The 14,605-nt window shown below is 72.1% G+C and carries 9 protein-coding genes; 6 read left to right on the top strand and 3 right to left on the bottom strand.

Features of this window, described 5'->3' with window-relative positions; genetic code table 11:
* Positions 1–90: 90 nt before the first annotated feature.
* Positions 91–216, bottom strand: coding sequence for a hypothetical protein (locus ACQP1S_RS02345; protein WP_363669789.1), 126 nt, complete (start codon positions 214–216; stop codon positions 91–93).
* A gap of 60 nt (positions 217–276) precedes the next feature.
* Between ACQP1S_RS02345 and acs the strand changes: the two genes are divergently transcribed.
* From acs to ACQP1S_RS02320, 5 genes are all read left to right on the top strand, one after another.
* Positions 277–2,241 (top strand): acetate--CoA ligase, encoded by a 1,965-nt coding sequence (acs, locus tag ACQP1S_RS02340; protein WP_432902461.1) that lies wholly within the window; start codon positions 277–279, stop codon positions 2,239–2,241.
* Between the two features lie 224 nt (positions 2,242–2,465).
* The gene (locus ACQP1S_RS02335; protein WP_432902459.1) at positions 2,466–5,261 is read left to right on the top strand and encodes an immune inhibitor A domain-containing protein; all 2,796 of its coding nucleotides are present in this window, start codon (positions 2,466–2,468) and stop codon (positions 5,259–5,261) included.
* A gap of 370 nt (positions 5,262–5,631) precedes the next feature.
* Positions 5,632–8,025, top strand: coding sequence for an immune inhibitor A domain-containing protein (locus ACQP1S_RS02330; protein ID WP_432907726.1), 2,394 nt, complete (start codon positions 5,632–5,634; stop codon positions 8,023–8,025).
* Positions 8,026–8,212: 187 nt separating this feature from the next.
* Positions 8,213–8,602 carry a hypothetical protein gene (locus tag ACQP1S_RS02325; protein WP_432902457.1) on the top strand — a complete coding sequence of 130 codons (390 nt, stop codon included), beginning with the start codon at positions 8,213–8,215 and terminating at the stop codon, positions 8,600–8,602.
* 162 nt (positions 8,603–8,764) lie between these two features.
* Positions 8,765–9,697, top strand: coding sequence for an alpha/beta fold hydrolase (locus tag ACQP1S_RS02320; protein WP_091244468.1), 933 nt, complete (start codon positions 8,765–8,767; stop codon positions 9,695–9,697).
* A 34-nt stretch (positions 9,698–9,731) separates the two neighbouring features.
* On the opposite strand, the gene ACQP1S_RS02315 is transcribed toward ACQP1S_RS02320, so the two are convergent.
* Together ACQP1S_RS02315 and ACQP1S_RS02310 are read right to left on the bottom strand one after the other, a co-directional pair.
* Complete coding sequence (locus ACQP1S_RS02315) at positions 9,732–10,097, bottom strand: hypothetical protein (protein ID WP_091244465.1); 366 nt, start codon at positions 10,095–10,097, stop codon at positions 9,732–9,734.
* Positions 10,094–13,219, bottom strand: a complete 3,126-nt coding sequence (locus ACQP1S_RS02310) for an SseB family protein (RefSeq protein ID WP_432902455.1) — start codon at positions 13,217–13,219, stop codon at positions 10,094–10,096. The genes ACQP1S_RS02315 and ACQP1S_RS02310 overlap by 4 nt, the downstream gene beginning before the upstream one ends.
* Before the next feature lie 153 nt (positions 13,220–13,372).
* Between ACQP1S_RS02310 and mycP the strand changes: the two genes are divergently transcribed.
* On the top strand, positions 13,373–14,593 hold the full coding sequence (gene mycP, locus ACQP1S_RS02305) for a type VII secretion-associated serine protease mycosin (RefSeq protein WP_091244462.1): 1,221 nt from the start codon (positions 13,373–13,375) through the stop codon (positions 14,591–14,593).
* Positions 14,594–14,605 lie beyond the last annotated feature (12 nt).

Here is a 14,605-nt window from a genome sequence, read left to right as displayed (position 1 = left end):
GAGGGCGACCGGGTCCACCGGGGGCTCCCACCTGCCCGGCGGGCGGGTCGGCGCACCGAACCGGCCGGGATCGACCGGTGACTGCCAAGATCAGCGCATCGGGCCGTCGAGTCCGATCCTGATCAGGTCGGCGCAGGTCGGGGCGGGTGGGCCGTCGAGCGCGCCGGGACGGCCGCTGAGCGCGCCGGCCGGCACCGGGGGTGTCGCGGTCCACAACCGCCCGGACTAACCTCGGCCAGGTAGGAGACGCAGGTCACCCGACGAAGGAGTCACCGCATGAGCGAGGCCTTGGCCAACCTGCTGAACGAGACGCGCCAGTTCCCACCGCCGGCCGCACTCGCCGCGGAGGCCAACGTCACCGCCGGCGCGTACGACGAGGCCGGCGCGGACCGGCTCGCCTTCTGGGAGCGGCAGGCCGGCCGGTTGGCCTGGGCCAAGCCGTGGGACGAGGTGCTCGACTGGTCGAACCCACCGTTCGCGAAGTGGTTCGTCGGCGGCCGGCTCAACGTGGCGTACAACTGCCTGGACCGGCACGTGGAGGCGGGCAACGGCGACCGGGTGGCGATCCACTGGGAGGGTGAGCCGGGCGACACCCGCACCCTGACCTACGCCGACCTGCACCGGCTGACCTGCCAGGCGGCGAACGCGCTGACCGACCTGGGGGTGGTCGCCGGTGACCGGGTGGCGATCTATCTGCCGATGATCCCCGAGGCGGCGGTGGCGATGCTGGCCTGCGCCCGGATCGGCGCCACCCACAGCGTGGTCTTCGGCGGCTTCTCCGCCGACGCGTTGAGCAACCGGATCTCCGACGCCAGCGCCAAGGTGGTGATCACCGCCGACGGCGGCTACCGCCGGGGAAAGCCGTCGGCGTTGAAGCCGACCGTGGACGAGGCGGTGGCGAACTGCCCGTCGATCGAGCACGTGCTGGTGGTCCGGCGTACCGGCGAGGAGGTCGCCTGGTCGGCGAAGGACCACTGGTGGCACGAGGCGGTGGAGACGGCGTCGGCGGAGCACGTCGCGGAGGCGTTCGACGCCGAGCACCCGCTGTTCATCCTCTACACCAGCGGCACCACGGCCCGACCGAAGGGCATCCTGCACACCACCGGCGGCTACCTGACCCAGGCGGCGTGGACCGCGCACGCGGTGTTCGACCTGAAGCCCGAGACCGACGTCTACTGGTGCACCGCCGACATCGGCTGGGTCACCGGGCACTCCTACATCGTGTACGGCCCGCTCGCCAACGGCGCGACCCAGGTGATGTACGAGGGCACCCCGGACACCCCGCACAAGGGTCGGTTCTGGGAGATCGTCGACAAGTACCGGGTGAGCATCCTCTACACCGCGCCGACGCTGATCCGCACCATGATGAAGTGGGGCGAGGACATCCCGGCGGGCTTCGACCTGTCGTCGCTGCGCCTGCTGGGCAGCGTCGGTGAGCCGATCAACCCGGAGGCGTGGATGTGGTACCGCCAGCACGTCGGCCGGGACGAGCTGCCGATCGTGGACACCTGGTGGCAGACCGAGACCGGCGCGATCATGATCTCCCCGCTGCCCGGGGTGACCGCGACCAAGCCCGGCTCGGCGATGACCGCGCTGCCCGGTGTCGTCGCCGACGTGGTGGACGACCAGGGTCAGTCGGTGCCGAACGGCGGTGGTGGCTACCTGGTGCTGCGCGAGCCGTGGCCGTCGATGCTGCGCACCATCTGGGGCGACGACAACCGGTTCATCGAGACGTACTGGTCCCGGTTCGAGGGGATGTACTTCGCCGGTGACGGGGCCAAGAAGGACGACGACGGGCACATCTGGCTGCTCGGCCGGGTCGACGACGTGATGCTGGTGTCCGGGCACAACATCTCCACCACCGAGGTCGAGTCGGCGCTGGTGTCGCACCCGGCGGTGGCCGAGGCGGCGGTGGTCGGCGCGACCGACCCGACCACCGGGCAGGCGATCGTCGCGTTCGCCATCCCGCGCGGCACCGCCGACGTCTCGGGCGAGGCGGGCGAGCGGCTGATCACCGAGCTGCGCAACCACGTGGCCAAGACGCTCGGCCCGATCGCCAAGCCCCGGCAGATCATGCTGGTGCCGGAGCTGCCCAAGACCCGGTCCGGCAAGATCATGCGCCGGTTGCTGCGGGACGTGGCCGAGAACCGGTCGCTCGGTGACGTGACCACGCTCCAGGACTCCTCGGTGATGGAGCTGATCTCCTCCGGACTCAGCGGCGGGAAGTCCGACGAGGACTGACCAGCGCCGTACCCGACGGTGGGTGCCGGTCCACGTGGACCGGCACCCACCGTCTTTTCAGGGGTACGGATGGGTCGGTAGGCGGAGCCGACGCGGGCTGAACGGGCAGAGGCGTCGGTGCCCCCTTCCGGTGGTGAACCTTCCTCATCTAGGTTCAGCAATATCGACTCGGTTCGACGTAGGTCACCGGCGATCCCTCTCCCATGCCCGAGAAACGGAGTGGCATGAACATTTTCCCGCCCACCGGCGCACGCCGACGCCTACTCGTCGCGTTGCCCACCCTCGCCCTCGTCGCCACGTCGCTGACCGTGACCGGCAGCGCGGCGGCCCAGCCCGCCGGGCCGGCCACCCCGACCAGGATCGGGGCCGACGAGCACTACCTCAACTACGCCGAACCGGAGGTGCAGCCGGACACCGCCGGTAAGGAGGTGCGCGGTGCCGACGGGATCCGCACCCCGGCGGCGGACGAGGCCCGCGCGTACGACCGCAAGTTCGCCGGCGGCAACCCGCTGGCCGCCCGGGAACTGGCCCGCAACGAGGCGCGGGCGATCCGCACCGGGCAGAGCCCGCGCACGTTCAAGAAGGCCAAGAGCACCCAGACGGCCAAGCTGCTCACCCTGCTGGTCGAGTTCAACGACCAGGCCAACGACGACTTCACCGGGGTGATGGTCCCCAAGACGGTCTTCGAGGACCGCACCTGCGTCCCCGGCACCGTGCAGAACGGGCCGAAGCACAACACCATCCCCAACCCGGCGACCCTGCCGCACGAGGACAACAACTCGATGTGGGTGCCGGACTTCTCCCCCGCCCACTTCGACAAGATGCTCTACACCAAGAAGGGCATCACCGAGCGGGTCCGCAAGGACCTCAAGGGCCCGGACGGCAAGAAGGGCATCGACCTGTCCGGCCGCACCATGCACAACATGTACCTGGAGATGTCCAAGGGCGCGTACACGGTGGACGGGCAGGCCAGCCCGTGGATCACCGTGCCGCACTCGGAGGGCTGGTACGCGGCCTCGCGCTGCTTCCAGGACGAGACCGGCGCCTGGGTCGCCGGCCGGGAGCAGGCGATGAACGGCCACCCGGACAACCCGCAGGGCGCGGGGCGGCTCGCCACCGACGCGATCGACTCGCTGGCCGCGACCGACCCGAACTTCCCCTGGGCCGACTACGACATCGAGGACCAGGGCGACCGCGACGGCGACGGCAACGTCAACGAGCCGGACGGGGTGATCGACCACCTGGTGCTGGTGCACGCCGGTCAGGGCAAGTCCCGCGGCGGCGGCGACCAGGGCGTGTACGCCGTCTGGGCGCACTCCTCCACGGTCGCCGGCGGCTACACCATCCCCGGCACGAACCTGAAGGCGTCCAACTACATCGTGCAGCCGGAGGACGCCGGGGTCGGCGTCTTCGCCCACGAGTTCGGTCACGACCTGGGCCTGCCGGACCTCTACGACACCTCCGGCAACGCCGACTCGGACGTCGACTTCTGGGACCTGATGGCGTCCGGCTCGCACAGCGGGGAGATCTTCCAGGCGCTGCCCACGCACATGGGCATCTGGGACAAGTGGGTGCTGGGCTGGGCCGATCCGTTGACGATCACCCCCGGCACGCGGAACCGGACGGCGACGCTCGGGCAGACCTCGCGGACCCCGGTGGGCACCCAGGACGGCATCAAGATCGACCTGCCGGACAAGGTGGTCACCCTCGCCCAGCCGCACAGCGGCACCGGGATGTGGTACAGCGGTTCCGACCAGGCCTGGGCGGACGTGAAGCTCGGTCGGCAGGTGGCCGTTCCGGCCGCCACCGACGCGAAGTTCTGGATGTGGAACAACTACGTCATCGAGGAGGACTGGGACTACGGCTTCGTCGAGGTCTCCACCGACGGCGGCGCCACCTGGGCCGAGCAGAAGGTGTACGACGCGGCCGGCGCGCTGGTCTCCACGAACGACGGTTACGCCGACCCGAACGGCCGCATGGTCGACTTCGGCAACAAGAAGTACGGCCTGACCGGCAGCACCGCCGGTTGGCGGCACGACTGGATCGACCTGTCGGCGTACGCCGGGACGACCGTGCAGGTGCGGCTGCGGTACGCCACCGACGAGGCGTTCCAGGAGCGGGGCTGGTTCGCCGACGACCTCTCGGTCACCGGCGGCGGGGCCACCACGTTCAGCGACGACGTGGAGAGCGGCACGAACGGCTGGACGCTGACCGGTGGCACGTTCACCGACACCACCGGCGCGGGCTGGCACATCGACCCGGGCACCCAGGTCAAGGCGCAGTACTACCTGGCCGAGTGGCGCAACTTCGACGGCTTCGACATGGGCCTGAAGTACACCTACGACACCGTCTACTCGCACGAGGCGTGGAAGGTGGACCGGGTCTCGTACAACGCGCCGGGGATGCTGGTCTGGTACCGGGACACGATGCTGGGCGACGTCAACCACGTCACCGGCCAGATGACCGCGCTGCCCAGCTACGGGGCCAAGGGCGGACTGCTGATCGTGGACTCGCACTACGATCCGCTCCGGCGGACCGGTGAGGCGGCGACGAAGGACCCGTCGGTGCTGGACAACCTGCCGAGCCGGCCGCAGTCGGCGAACGCGGCGTTCTCGCTGACCCCGACGTACCCGTTCACCGAGTGCCTGGAGGCGGCGGACGAGCCGTACAGCGCGTACTGCACGAAGTTCGGGCGGCAGCACCCGGTGTCGGGCTTCAACGACGCCAAGGGCTGGTACCCGGGCATCGAGATGCGCGACGGTGCGCCGTACGCCCGCGACAACGACGCCTCGGTGGTGGTCCCGTCGCGGGGCAACAAGCCGTACACCACCCGGGTGGTGAACCCGGACGGCACGCCGGCCACCGAGTTCTACGGGGTGACGCTGGGCGGTGGGGCGATCGTGCTCGGCACGGGCAACCCCTCCGACGCCAAGGTCCGGTACGGCGTTTCCATCAAGATCGAGTCGGCCGCGCCGGACAACTCGTACGCGGTTGTCCGGATCACTCCGGCGAAGTTCTGAACCCCGTGTCGGGTACGCCCGGCGATGCGGTGGTAAAGGTCAGCAACTGACCGTTTGGTGAACAGTGGGCCGGTGGCGGAGATGCCGCCGGCCCACTGTTTCACGCATCGCGGCAATCCAATCGAAATACATCACTACGATTCCCTGCCGGGGCGTCCGCGCTGCTCATGACCGTTGATGAACATGCGGTGTGTGACGGTGAAAAGCGATCTCATCAAAATCTTGCAACAAATCGACGCGGACATCTTCCCACCCGTCCCGGCAGTGTCTATGTTCACCATGGGTCCCACTAGTGGGACGTCTTACGCCGGCCCGTACCCCCGTTGGGCCGGTTCCCTCACACCGGAGGTACCACGTGCGCAAAGTCGCAGTGGGTCTGCTCGGGCTCTCGCTGACGGCGACAGGTCTGGTGACGGGTACGTCCGCCAGCGCCGCGCCGACGCCGAAGCTCCCGACGGCCGCCCCGTCGATCGCGGAGCCCGCTAACGCGGACCACGATCTGCCCAACCCGCTCGAAACCAAGCGGCGGGCACTGCGCCAGGAGGGCCTCAGCGAGGTCATCTCGGGCAAGACCAAGGCGCAGAAGATCAACGGCAGCACGGTCGTCAAGGTTGGCAAGACCCAGGCTGCGGGGCGGAACAACGCCCGGACGACGACCTCGGGCGTCGCCCAGACGCAGGACCAGTACGTCGAACTCGGCCGCGAGAAGACCGACAAGATCTTCGTCATCCTCGCGGAGTTCGGCAACGAGCGGCACCCGAGCTACCCGGACCAGGACACGGCCCCGGCCGTTCCCGGCCCGACCCGGTTCGACGGACCGCTGCACAACGAGATCCCGGCGCCCAACCGGGCGGTGGACAACTCCACCGTCTGGCAGGCCGACTACAACGCCGACTACTTCCGCAAGATGTACTTCGGCACCGGGCAGGGTGACGAGTCGCTGAAGCAGTACTACGAGGCCCAGTCCTCGGGTCGCTACAGCGTCGACGGTGAGGTCACCGACTGGGTCAAGGTGAAGTACAACGAGGCCCGGTACGGCCGCTCCAACGGCTACCCCTGCGCCACGAACACCTGCAACAACACCTGGAACCTGGTCCGGGACGCCGCCAACCAGTGGGTTGCCGACCAGAAGACCGCCGGCCGCACCGACGCCCAGATCGCCGCCGACGTCAAGTCGATGGACGAGTGGGACCGGTACGACTTCGACGGCGACGGCAACTTCAACGAGTCGGACGGCTACATCGACCACTTCCAGATCGTCCACTCCGGCGGCGACCAGGCCGACGGTGACCCGATCCAGGGTGAGGACGCCATCTGGAGCCACCGGTGGTACGCCTTCGCCTCGGACCAGGGCAGCACGGGCCCGTCGACCTTCCCGGGCGGCGGCACCCAGATCGGCAACACCGGCGTCTGGATCGGTGACTACACGATCCAGCCGGAGAACGGTGGCCGGAGCGTCTTCTACCACGAGTACGGTCACGACCTCGGTCTGCCGGACGACTACAACGTCACCAGTGGTGGGGACAACAACAACGAGCACTGGACCCTGATGGCCCAGAGCCGGCTCGGTGCCAAGAACGACCAGGGCATCGGTGACCGGGGCGGCGACCTCGGCGCGTGGAACAAGCTCCAGCTCGGCTGGCTCGACTACGAGACCGTGGTGGCCGGCCAGCAGAAGACCCTCAACCTGGGCCCGCAGGAGTACAACTCCGACAAGGCGCAGGGTGCCGTGGTGGTGCTCCCGCAGCGGGAGTACTCCTTCCAGAACGGCAAGCCGTTCGAGGGGACGAAGCAGTTCTTCTCCGGCAACGACGACGACCTGAACACCACGATGACGCGGACGATCGACCTCACCGGGAAGACCACCGCCGCGCTCACCATGAAGGGTCGTTACTCGATCGAAGAGGACTACGACTACCTCTTCTTCGAGGCCAGCACCGACGGTGGCCAGACCTGGTCCACCCTGCCGGGTACCGCCAACGGCAAGGCCCTCAAGGAGATCTCCCCCGGGCGCTTCGCCCTGGACGGCTCCAGCGGTGGCCAGTGGGTCGACGTCAACATCCCGATGAACGCGGCGGCCGGCAAGGTGGTGCAGTTCCGGCTGCGCTACCAGACCGACGGCGGCGTCTCCGACGGCGGCTTCTTCGGTGACGCGATCACCATCACCGCCGACGGGCAGACCGTGCTCAGCGATGGTGCCGAGGCCGGTGCCGCCGGTTGGACCCTGAACGGGTTCACCGTGGCGGCCGAGACCTACATCCGCAAGTTCGACAACTACTACATCGCCGGCAACCGGACGTACGTGTCGTACGACCAGTACCTCAAGACCGGCCCGTACTACTTCGGTTACGCGAACACCCGCCCGGACTACGTGGACCACTACGCGTACCAGGAGGGTCTGCTGATCTCCTACTGGAACCTCCGGTGGGCCGACAACGACACCTTCGTCCACCCGGGCGAGGGTCGGAACATGGTCATCGACGCGCACCCGGAGCCGCTGTACAACCTGACCGGTGCCCCCTGGCGGGCCCGCGTCCAGGTGTACGACGCGCCGTTCGGCCTGAAGAAGGCGGACTCGTTCACGCTGCACATCAACAGCGTGCCGCAGTACGTCCGTGGCCAGGCCGCGCAGCCGCTGTTCGACGACACCAAGCAGTACTGGTACCCGGAGCTGCCGAACCACGGCGTCAAGCTGCCGGCGACCGGCGCCAAGATCAAGGTTGTGGAGCAGAACGGCACCTCGGTGAAGGTCCGCTTCTCCTGATCCACTGATCAACGCACCACCCGCTACACCCGATGCCCGGGCAGGTCTCCTGCCCGGGCATCGGCCCTTTTTGAGCGCTCTGGTGTCCGCCGCCCCGGCCCCACACGAGTGGTGGGCCGGCCCACCGACGACGTGGCACGCTGGCCCTGCGCGTACCCACGCCGGGTGCGCCGGGAACGGAGGCACCGTGACCGACGACCGGACCCCGACCGCCCCGCCGACCGCCTCGCCGACCGGCACGCGGCCACCGACCACCGGCCCGGCCGCATCCGCCGGCCGACCAGCACCCCTCTCCGCCACCCCGCCGCCGGCCCGGTGGCGACCCACCGCGCCCCCACGGCACCCCACCGACCAGCGCCGACCGGACCTGCTCGCCGGCCGGATCACCCGGGGTGGCGACGGCCCGTGCTACGGCCTGGTCACCGACGACGGCCGGGAGTACGCGCTGCACGGCACCGGCATGGGCACCTTCGCCACCGGCACCACCGTCCTGGTCACCGTCGGGCCGGCCGACCCGGCCGCCACCTGCGGTCCCGGCACCCCGGTGGGCATCGTCAGGATCAGCGTGGTGCACTGAGCCCGCTCAGGGTGCGCTGAGCCGGCTCAACCGTCGCGGCGCTGCGACGGGTCCGATTCCACCCGATCCGGCCGGCCCCGGTCCACCACGCCCCGCCGGTCGGGCCGTGCCGTCCGGGTCGGCAGGGCGATCGACCGGTGCCGAGGTCCTAGGCTGTGCCCCATGACCGAGCAGCGTGGCGGACCCGTCGACGAGTCCTGCGTCCTCACCGAAGGACCGTGGACGCACCGGTTCGTCGGCGCGAACGGCAGCCGGTTCCACGTCGTCGAGGCGGGCACCGGCCCGATGGTGCTCTTCCTGCACGGCTTCCCCGAGCACTGGTGGGCCTGGCACACCATGCTGCCGGCCGTCGCCGACGCCGGCTTCCGGGCCGTCGCGGTGGACCTGCGCGGCTACGGCGCCAGCGACAAACCACCCCGGGGGTACGACGGCTACACCCTCGCCGCCGACGTCGCCGGTCTGATCCGCGCCCTCGGGGAACGTTCCGCCACCGTGGTCGGCGCCGGCTCGGGCGGGCTGATCGGCTGGACGGCCGCCTCGTTCCACCCCACCCTGGTACGCCGGCTGGTGGTGCTCGGTGCACCCCACCCGCTGCGGCTGCGCGCGGCCATCTTCGCCGACCCACGCGGCCAGTTCGCCGCCGCCACCCCGGCGCTGAAGTTCCAGCTTCCCCGGTACGAGCACGTGCTCACCCGGGACGACGCCGCCGAGGTGACGCAGATGCTGCGCCGCTGGGGTGGACCCCGGTGGGTGGCCGGCCCGGAGTTCGCCGACTACGCGCAACGCTGCCGGGAGGCGATGCTGATTCCGCAGGCCGCCTTCTGCGCCCTGGAGGGCTACCGGTGGGCCTTCCGCTCGGTGCTCCGGCTGCACGGCTACCGCTTCGTCCGGCTGATGCAGAAGCCCCTGGTCACCCCCACCCTGCAACTGCACGGGGCGGTCGACGTCGCCTCCCTGCCGCGCACCGCGCAGGGCTCCGGCCGGTACGTCAGCGCCCCCTACGAGTGGCGGCTGCTCGACGGCGTGGGCCACTTCCCCCACGTGGAAGCCGGCGACATGGTGCTCGGCGAGATCCTGCGCTGGACGAAGTCCTGACGTCACCGGTCCCGGCGGTGGTCACGCCCCGGGGTCAGACCCGCTGTTCGCGGAGGTCAGCGACCCCGGCGGCCGGCGCCCAACCCTGGTAGACGCCGAAGTCGAAGACCTCCAGCCCCATCGCCTGCGCCACCGGCCAACGGCCGCCGGTGTACTCGACCCGCAGCCAGCCGTCATGCTCGCCGAGCACGATGAACGGTTGCCCCTGCCAGGTGCAGGTGGTCCGCACGTACGCCAACTCCTCGACCTCGCCGGCCGGGACGACCCGCACGTACCGGCCGGGGCGTACCTCCTCGAAGCCGTCGGCGGGCTCCGGCTGGTAGATCCGCACGTGGTCGCCGTCCGGGCTGACCTGGTATTCCCGCCCCTGCCAGCGGGCCACGTAGCCGTCGCGCATCACGACTCGCCCACCCGTCGCCAGACCAGCGCGTCGGTGTCCAGGACGGCGATCACCCGCTCGGTGCCCTCCGCGCCGATCCGCCAGAGCTGCGCCCCGTGCGGCAGCCGGGCGCTGTCCACCTTGAACTCGGCCACCACGTCGCTGCTCTCCCCCGGCGCGAACCCGTTGCCCCGGAACGGCGCGCGTTCGATGACCCAGCCCTCCATGGCCCGCATCGCCGCCTCGTTCTGCCCGCCGTACGGGATGCGGTAGAGACTCGGCCGGTACGCCGGCCAGCGCAACACGTAGGCCGCCTCGGCGTCCCGCGCGAAGGGGGAGTCCGGGTAGCCCAGTCCCAGGGCGTCGTGCAGCTCGGCCGGGGTGGTCAGGTGGGCCAACTCGCCGGCCCGGTGCACGAAACCGGAGACCCGGTCGTAGCCGCGCTCCAGGTAGTAGGCGAGCTGGCTCGGGGCGATCGCCTTCTGCATCACCACCGGACGGGACGGATCGGTGACCGGCGGGGCGTACCGGGTGCGTTCGGCCGGTGCCTCGGCGGCGGCCACCGGTTCGAGGTCCGCCTCGTCACCGAGCCCGACGTCGGCCGCCCAACTGGCCAGGGCGACGATCTGCTCGCCGGGGAGCTTGGCCCCGACCGGGGTGCCCGGATTGACGGCGAACGCCCAGCTCGGGTCCGGCCAACGCCGGATCAGTTGGACGAAGCGGACCTCGATCGTCTCGACCGGTGGCACGTCGTGCTCGGCCAGCCGTTCCGGTGAGGTGTAGACCACCACGAACGTCTCACCGTCCGTCGTGCCGGTGCGCCACTCGAAACCGGGCTCGCCGGGCCGGCTGCCGGTCACCGAGTCGGGATTGACCGGCAGCAGCACCCGGGCCAGCAGCAGGGTGGAGAGGAAGCCGTCGGTGCTGCCGGTACCGACGGCCTCCAGCAGGTTTTCCTCGACCTCGTTGGCCGGCAGGAACAGCGCGTCGACGGGGTCGGTGGCCGGGTCGTCCACGGGCGGGGCGGCCACCGGCATGGGCGTCGTGGGCGTCATGCCGACCTCGGCTGGCGGAACGGTGACCGGACCCGCCGCCGGGGAGGTCGACGCGGCCCGTTCGGCAGCGGGCGTCCACAGGTCGCCCGGGTCGGCACCGCGTGCCACCGGCGCGGCCGTCGACGCCGGTGTCCCGGCGGCAGCCGTCGGGGTGGGCTGGCCGGTGGCCGCCGGGTCGGGTGCAACCCCTGCGGTCGGGGCCGGGCCGGCCAGCGGCGGACCGTCCGCAGCCGGGCTGTCGGCCGGCGGCACGGCGCTGCCGGTCGGGGCGGCCGGCGCGGGCCGGGTGCCCGGCCCGGGCGGACCTGCCGGGGCGGGTGCCGCAACCGGCATCGCACCCCACGCCTGCGGCGCATCCGGTCCGCCGGCCGGCGGGCCCGGGGCGGTGGGTGCCGTGCCGGGCACAGCAACCGAGGGAGCTACCGGCGCAGCGGGGGGCGTCGCCGGTGGGGCTGTCGACGCGGTCCGCTCGGCGGCCGGAGTCCACAGGTCGTCGGGAGCAGGCCGGGGGCGGGCGGCCGTCTCCGTGTCGGGCGTCGGGAAGACCGGTCCCGCTGCGGCCGGCCGAACGGGCGGGGCGAACAGTCCGGCGTTCCCGTTCAGGTTGACCGTGTCCTCGGCAGCCGGACCGCCCGAAGGCGGCACCGGGCCGACCGGCGGCGCGGGAACGGGCGGTGAGGCCGGGACGCCGGGTGGTGCCGGGACCGGCGCGGGAACGACGGGTAGGTCGCGGGACTCCAGGATCACCCCCTCTATCACGATGGGCGTGAACCCCCGGCGCGATGCCGGCGGCCCGGAGACCGGCTCGGCGGCGGTGGGCGGCAACTCCTCCGCCTCGTCCGGCACCGGACCGGCCGCGCCGGCCGTACCACCGGAAGTGCCGTTCGGACCGGCGAACGCGTCGGCCGGGCCGCTGAAGGAGCCGGCCGGCGGCTGCCGCGTGCCCGACGACACGTCCGGAGCCGGCTGCCGACGGGGCAGCGCCTGGGTGGCCTCCGCAGCCGGCGGGCCCACCCGGAACGCCCGGGTCGGCTCATCGGCCAGCGGGTCCGGGGTCCAGCCGGCGGTCGCCGCGCCGTTGCCCGGCACGGGCCGGGTCGGCTGGCCGGGCGGACCGACCCGGAACGCCCGGGTGGCCTCGTCCGCGACCGGCTGGGCGGGTGCCGGGCGTCGCCGGGGGAAGGGCTGACCGCCCAGGCCCGGTCGGGCCGGTGGAGTCGCCCGCTCGCCGGCTCGCAGTGGGTTGTCCCGTGGCGACCGGGGGGCACCCCGGACGGCGGAGGGTTCGAAGAACGAGGTGCGCCCGTTGGCCGGGCCGACGGATTCCTCGCCCAGGACCCGACGGCGGGGGACCGCCGGCCAGCCGCCGTTGTGCTGGCCGGGCGCTGCGGCGACGTCGGGGGATGGCGGGCCGACGGGCCGACCGTGATCGGGCGGCCCGGCAGCGACGTCCCGCAGGCCACCGGGTGCAGCGACCGGACGACCCCGTTCGTCGGTCAGCGGCGCTCCCCCCGCCGGTCGGGTGCCACCACCGGCGGGTGGGACCGGGGTGGCTGGCGGGGCCGGTCGGGGCGGGGCCCACTCGGCGGGGCCGGCGGAGAGGTCGGCGGTCGCTTCGACGTCGGACGTCGCCTCGGCCGGGGTCCGGCCCGACAGCTGGTCGGCCTCCGGACGGGACCGCACACCCGGGGCTCGGCCGGGCAGCCGGACGTCGCCCCGGGAGAGCTGGGAGACGAACCAGGCGGGCAGGTAGCCCTCGATCGGCAACCCGGGATTCACCGCCAGCCACCACTCGTGGTTGGGCCACTCGGTGGCCAGGTCGGCGTAGCGGCTGCGTCGGCACGGACCGGCGGAGGCACCGAGGCAGGAGTGCATCGCGGCGGCCGAGGTGAAGGCCAGCACATGGGTCCGGCCACCGGTGGTCCAGGTGCCCCAGCCCAGCGGCGCCGCCCCGGCCAGCGCCTGCCCGGAAACCGGGAGGAACAGGTCCGTACCAGCAAGAATCCGGAAGTAGCGCTCCTGATCGCTGGCCCGCAGCGCGTCGCGCATCGCCGTCTCGGCCTCGGTAGCCGGCTCCCAGTCGGTCACGGCCACCTCTCCTCCCCGGATCAGGCCACAGGCGTCGCGTACAACCTACAAGGTGAAAACAAGATCACAATAAGTCGGTCACCGGCGGCCCACCCGGCCGCCGGCCAGGCGCTAACATCCCGTTCCGGAGTCGACACGATACGGAGGCGGTCGATGTCCCGACCCGGCAGCCGACAAGCGCCCATCATCCTGGCGGCAGCCCTGCTCGCCGCGCTGCCGGCGGTCACCGTGTCGTCGGTCACCCCGGCCCGCGCCGCCCCGGCCTGCGCCAGCCCGCCCGCGCCGGCCCGGCCGGTCGCCGCCCTCCCCTGGCCCCAGCGACGGTACGCCCCGGAGCGGATCGCCCCCCTGACCACCGGCACCGGCGTCACCGTGGCGGTGATCGACTCGGGCGTCGACCGGCGGCATCCCCAACTGCGCGGCCGGGTGCTCGACGGCGCGGACTTCCTCGACCCGGGCGGCGACGGCACCCGCGACTGCGCCGGTCACGGCACCGGAGTGGCCAGCATCATCGCCGCCGGGGAGGGTGCCGGGGTCGCCTTCCGGGGGCTCGCGCCCGGGGCCCGCATCCTGCCGGTACGGGTGAGCGAGCAGCAGGTCGTCGAGGGGCGCGAGTCGGGGCGTACGGTCAGCGCCGCCGATTTCGCCCGGGCCGTCCGGTGGGCCGTGGACCACGACGCCGACGTGCTCAACCTCTCCGTCGTCCTGTACGCCGACAACCCGGCCGTGCGGGACGCGATCGACTATGCGGTCCGGCGGGACGTGCTCGTGGTGGCCGCCGCCGGCAACCTGCACGACGGTGGCGACCCGCTGCCCTACCCTGCGGCCTACGACGGGGTGCTCGGCGTCGGGGCGGTCACCCCGGCGGGTGCCCGCGCCCAGTTCTCGCAGGTCGGCACGTACGTCGACCTGGTCGCTCCGGGCAGCGACGTGCTGATGGCCGCGCCGGGGCAGGGCCACCAGCGTGCCGAGGGGACCAGTTACGCCGCCCCGTTCGTGGCGGGCACCGCAGCGCTCCTGCGGCAGTACCGGCCGGAACTCAGCGCCGCCGAGGTGGCCCGCCGGATCGTGGGCACCGCCGATCCGGCACCGGGCGGGCGACGCAGCGGGTACGGGGCCGGCGTGCTCAATCCGTACCGGGCGGTGGTGGAGACCGGCACCGGCCCCGGGCCGGCCGTCCGGTCGACGCTGGCCCTGCCGGCGGAGCGGGCCGACCCGGTGCTGCTGGCCCGGCAGCACCGCCGGGCGGCGACCCGGGACCGGGCGCTGCTGGTCGCCACGGTCACCGGCGGGGTGCTGACGGTGGTGGTGCTGCTGGCCGTGGTGCTCCCCCGGGGCGTCCGCCGCCGCTGGCACCCGGCCGGGTCCGCCTGACGGCAGCGCTCG

The sequence above is a fragment of the Micromonospora matsumotoense genome, assembly GCF_050951065.1.
Lineage (GTDB): Bacteria > Actinomycetota > Actinomycetes > Mycobacteriales > Micromonosporaceae > Micromonospora > Micromonospora matsumotoensis.
Note: the sequence above shows the minus strand (reverse complement) of the source record. Positions and strands in the feature narration are given on the sequence as shown.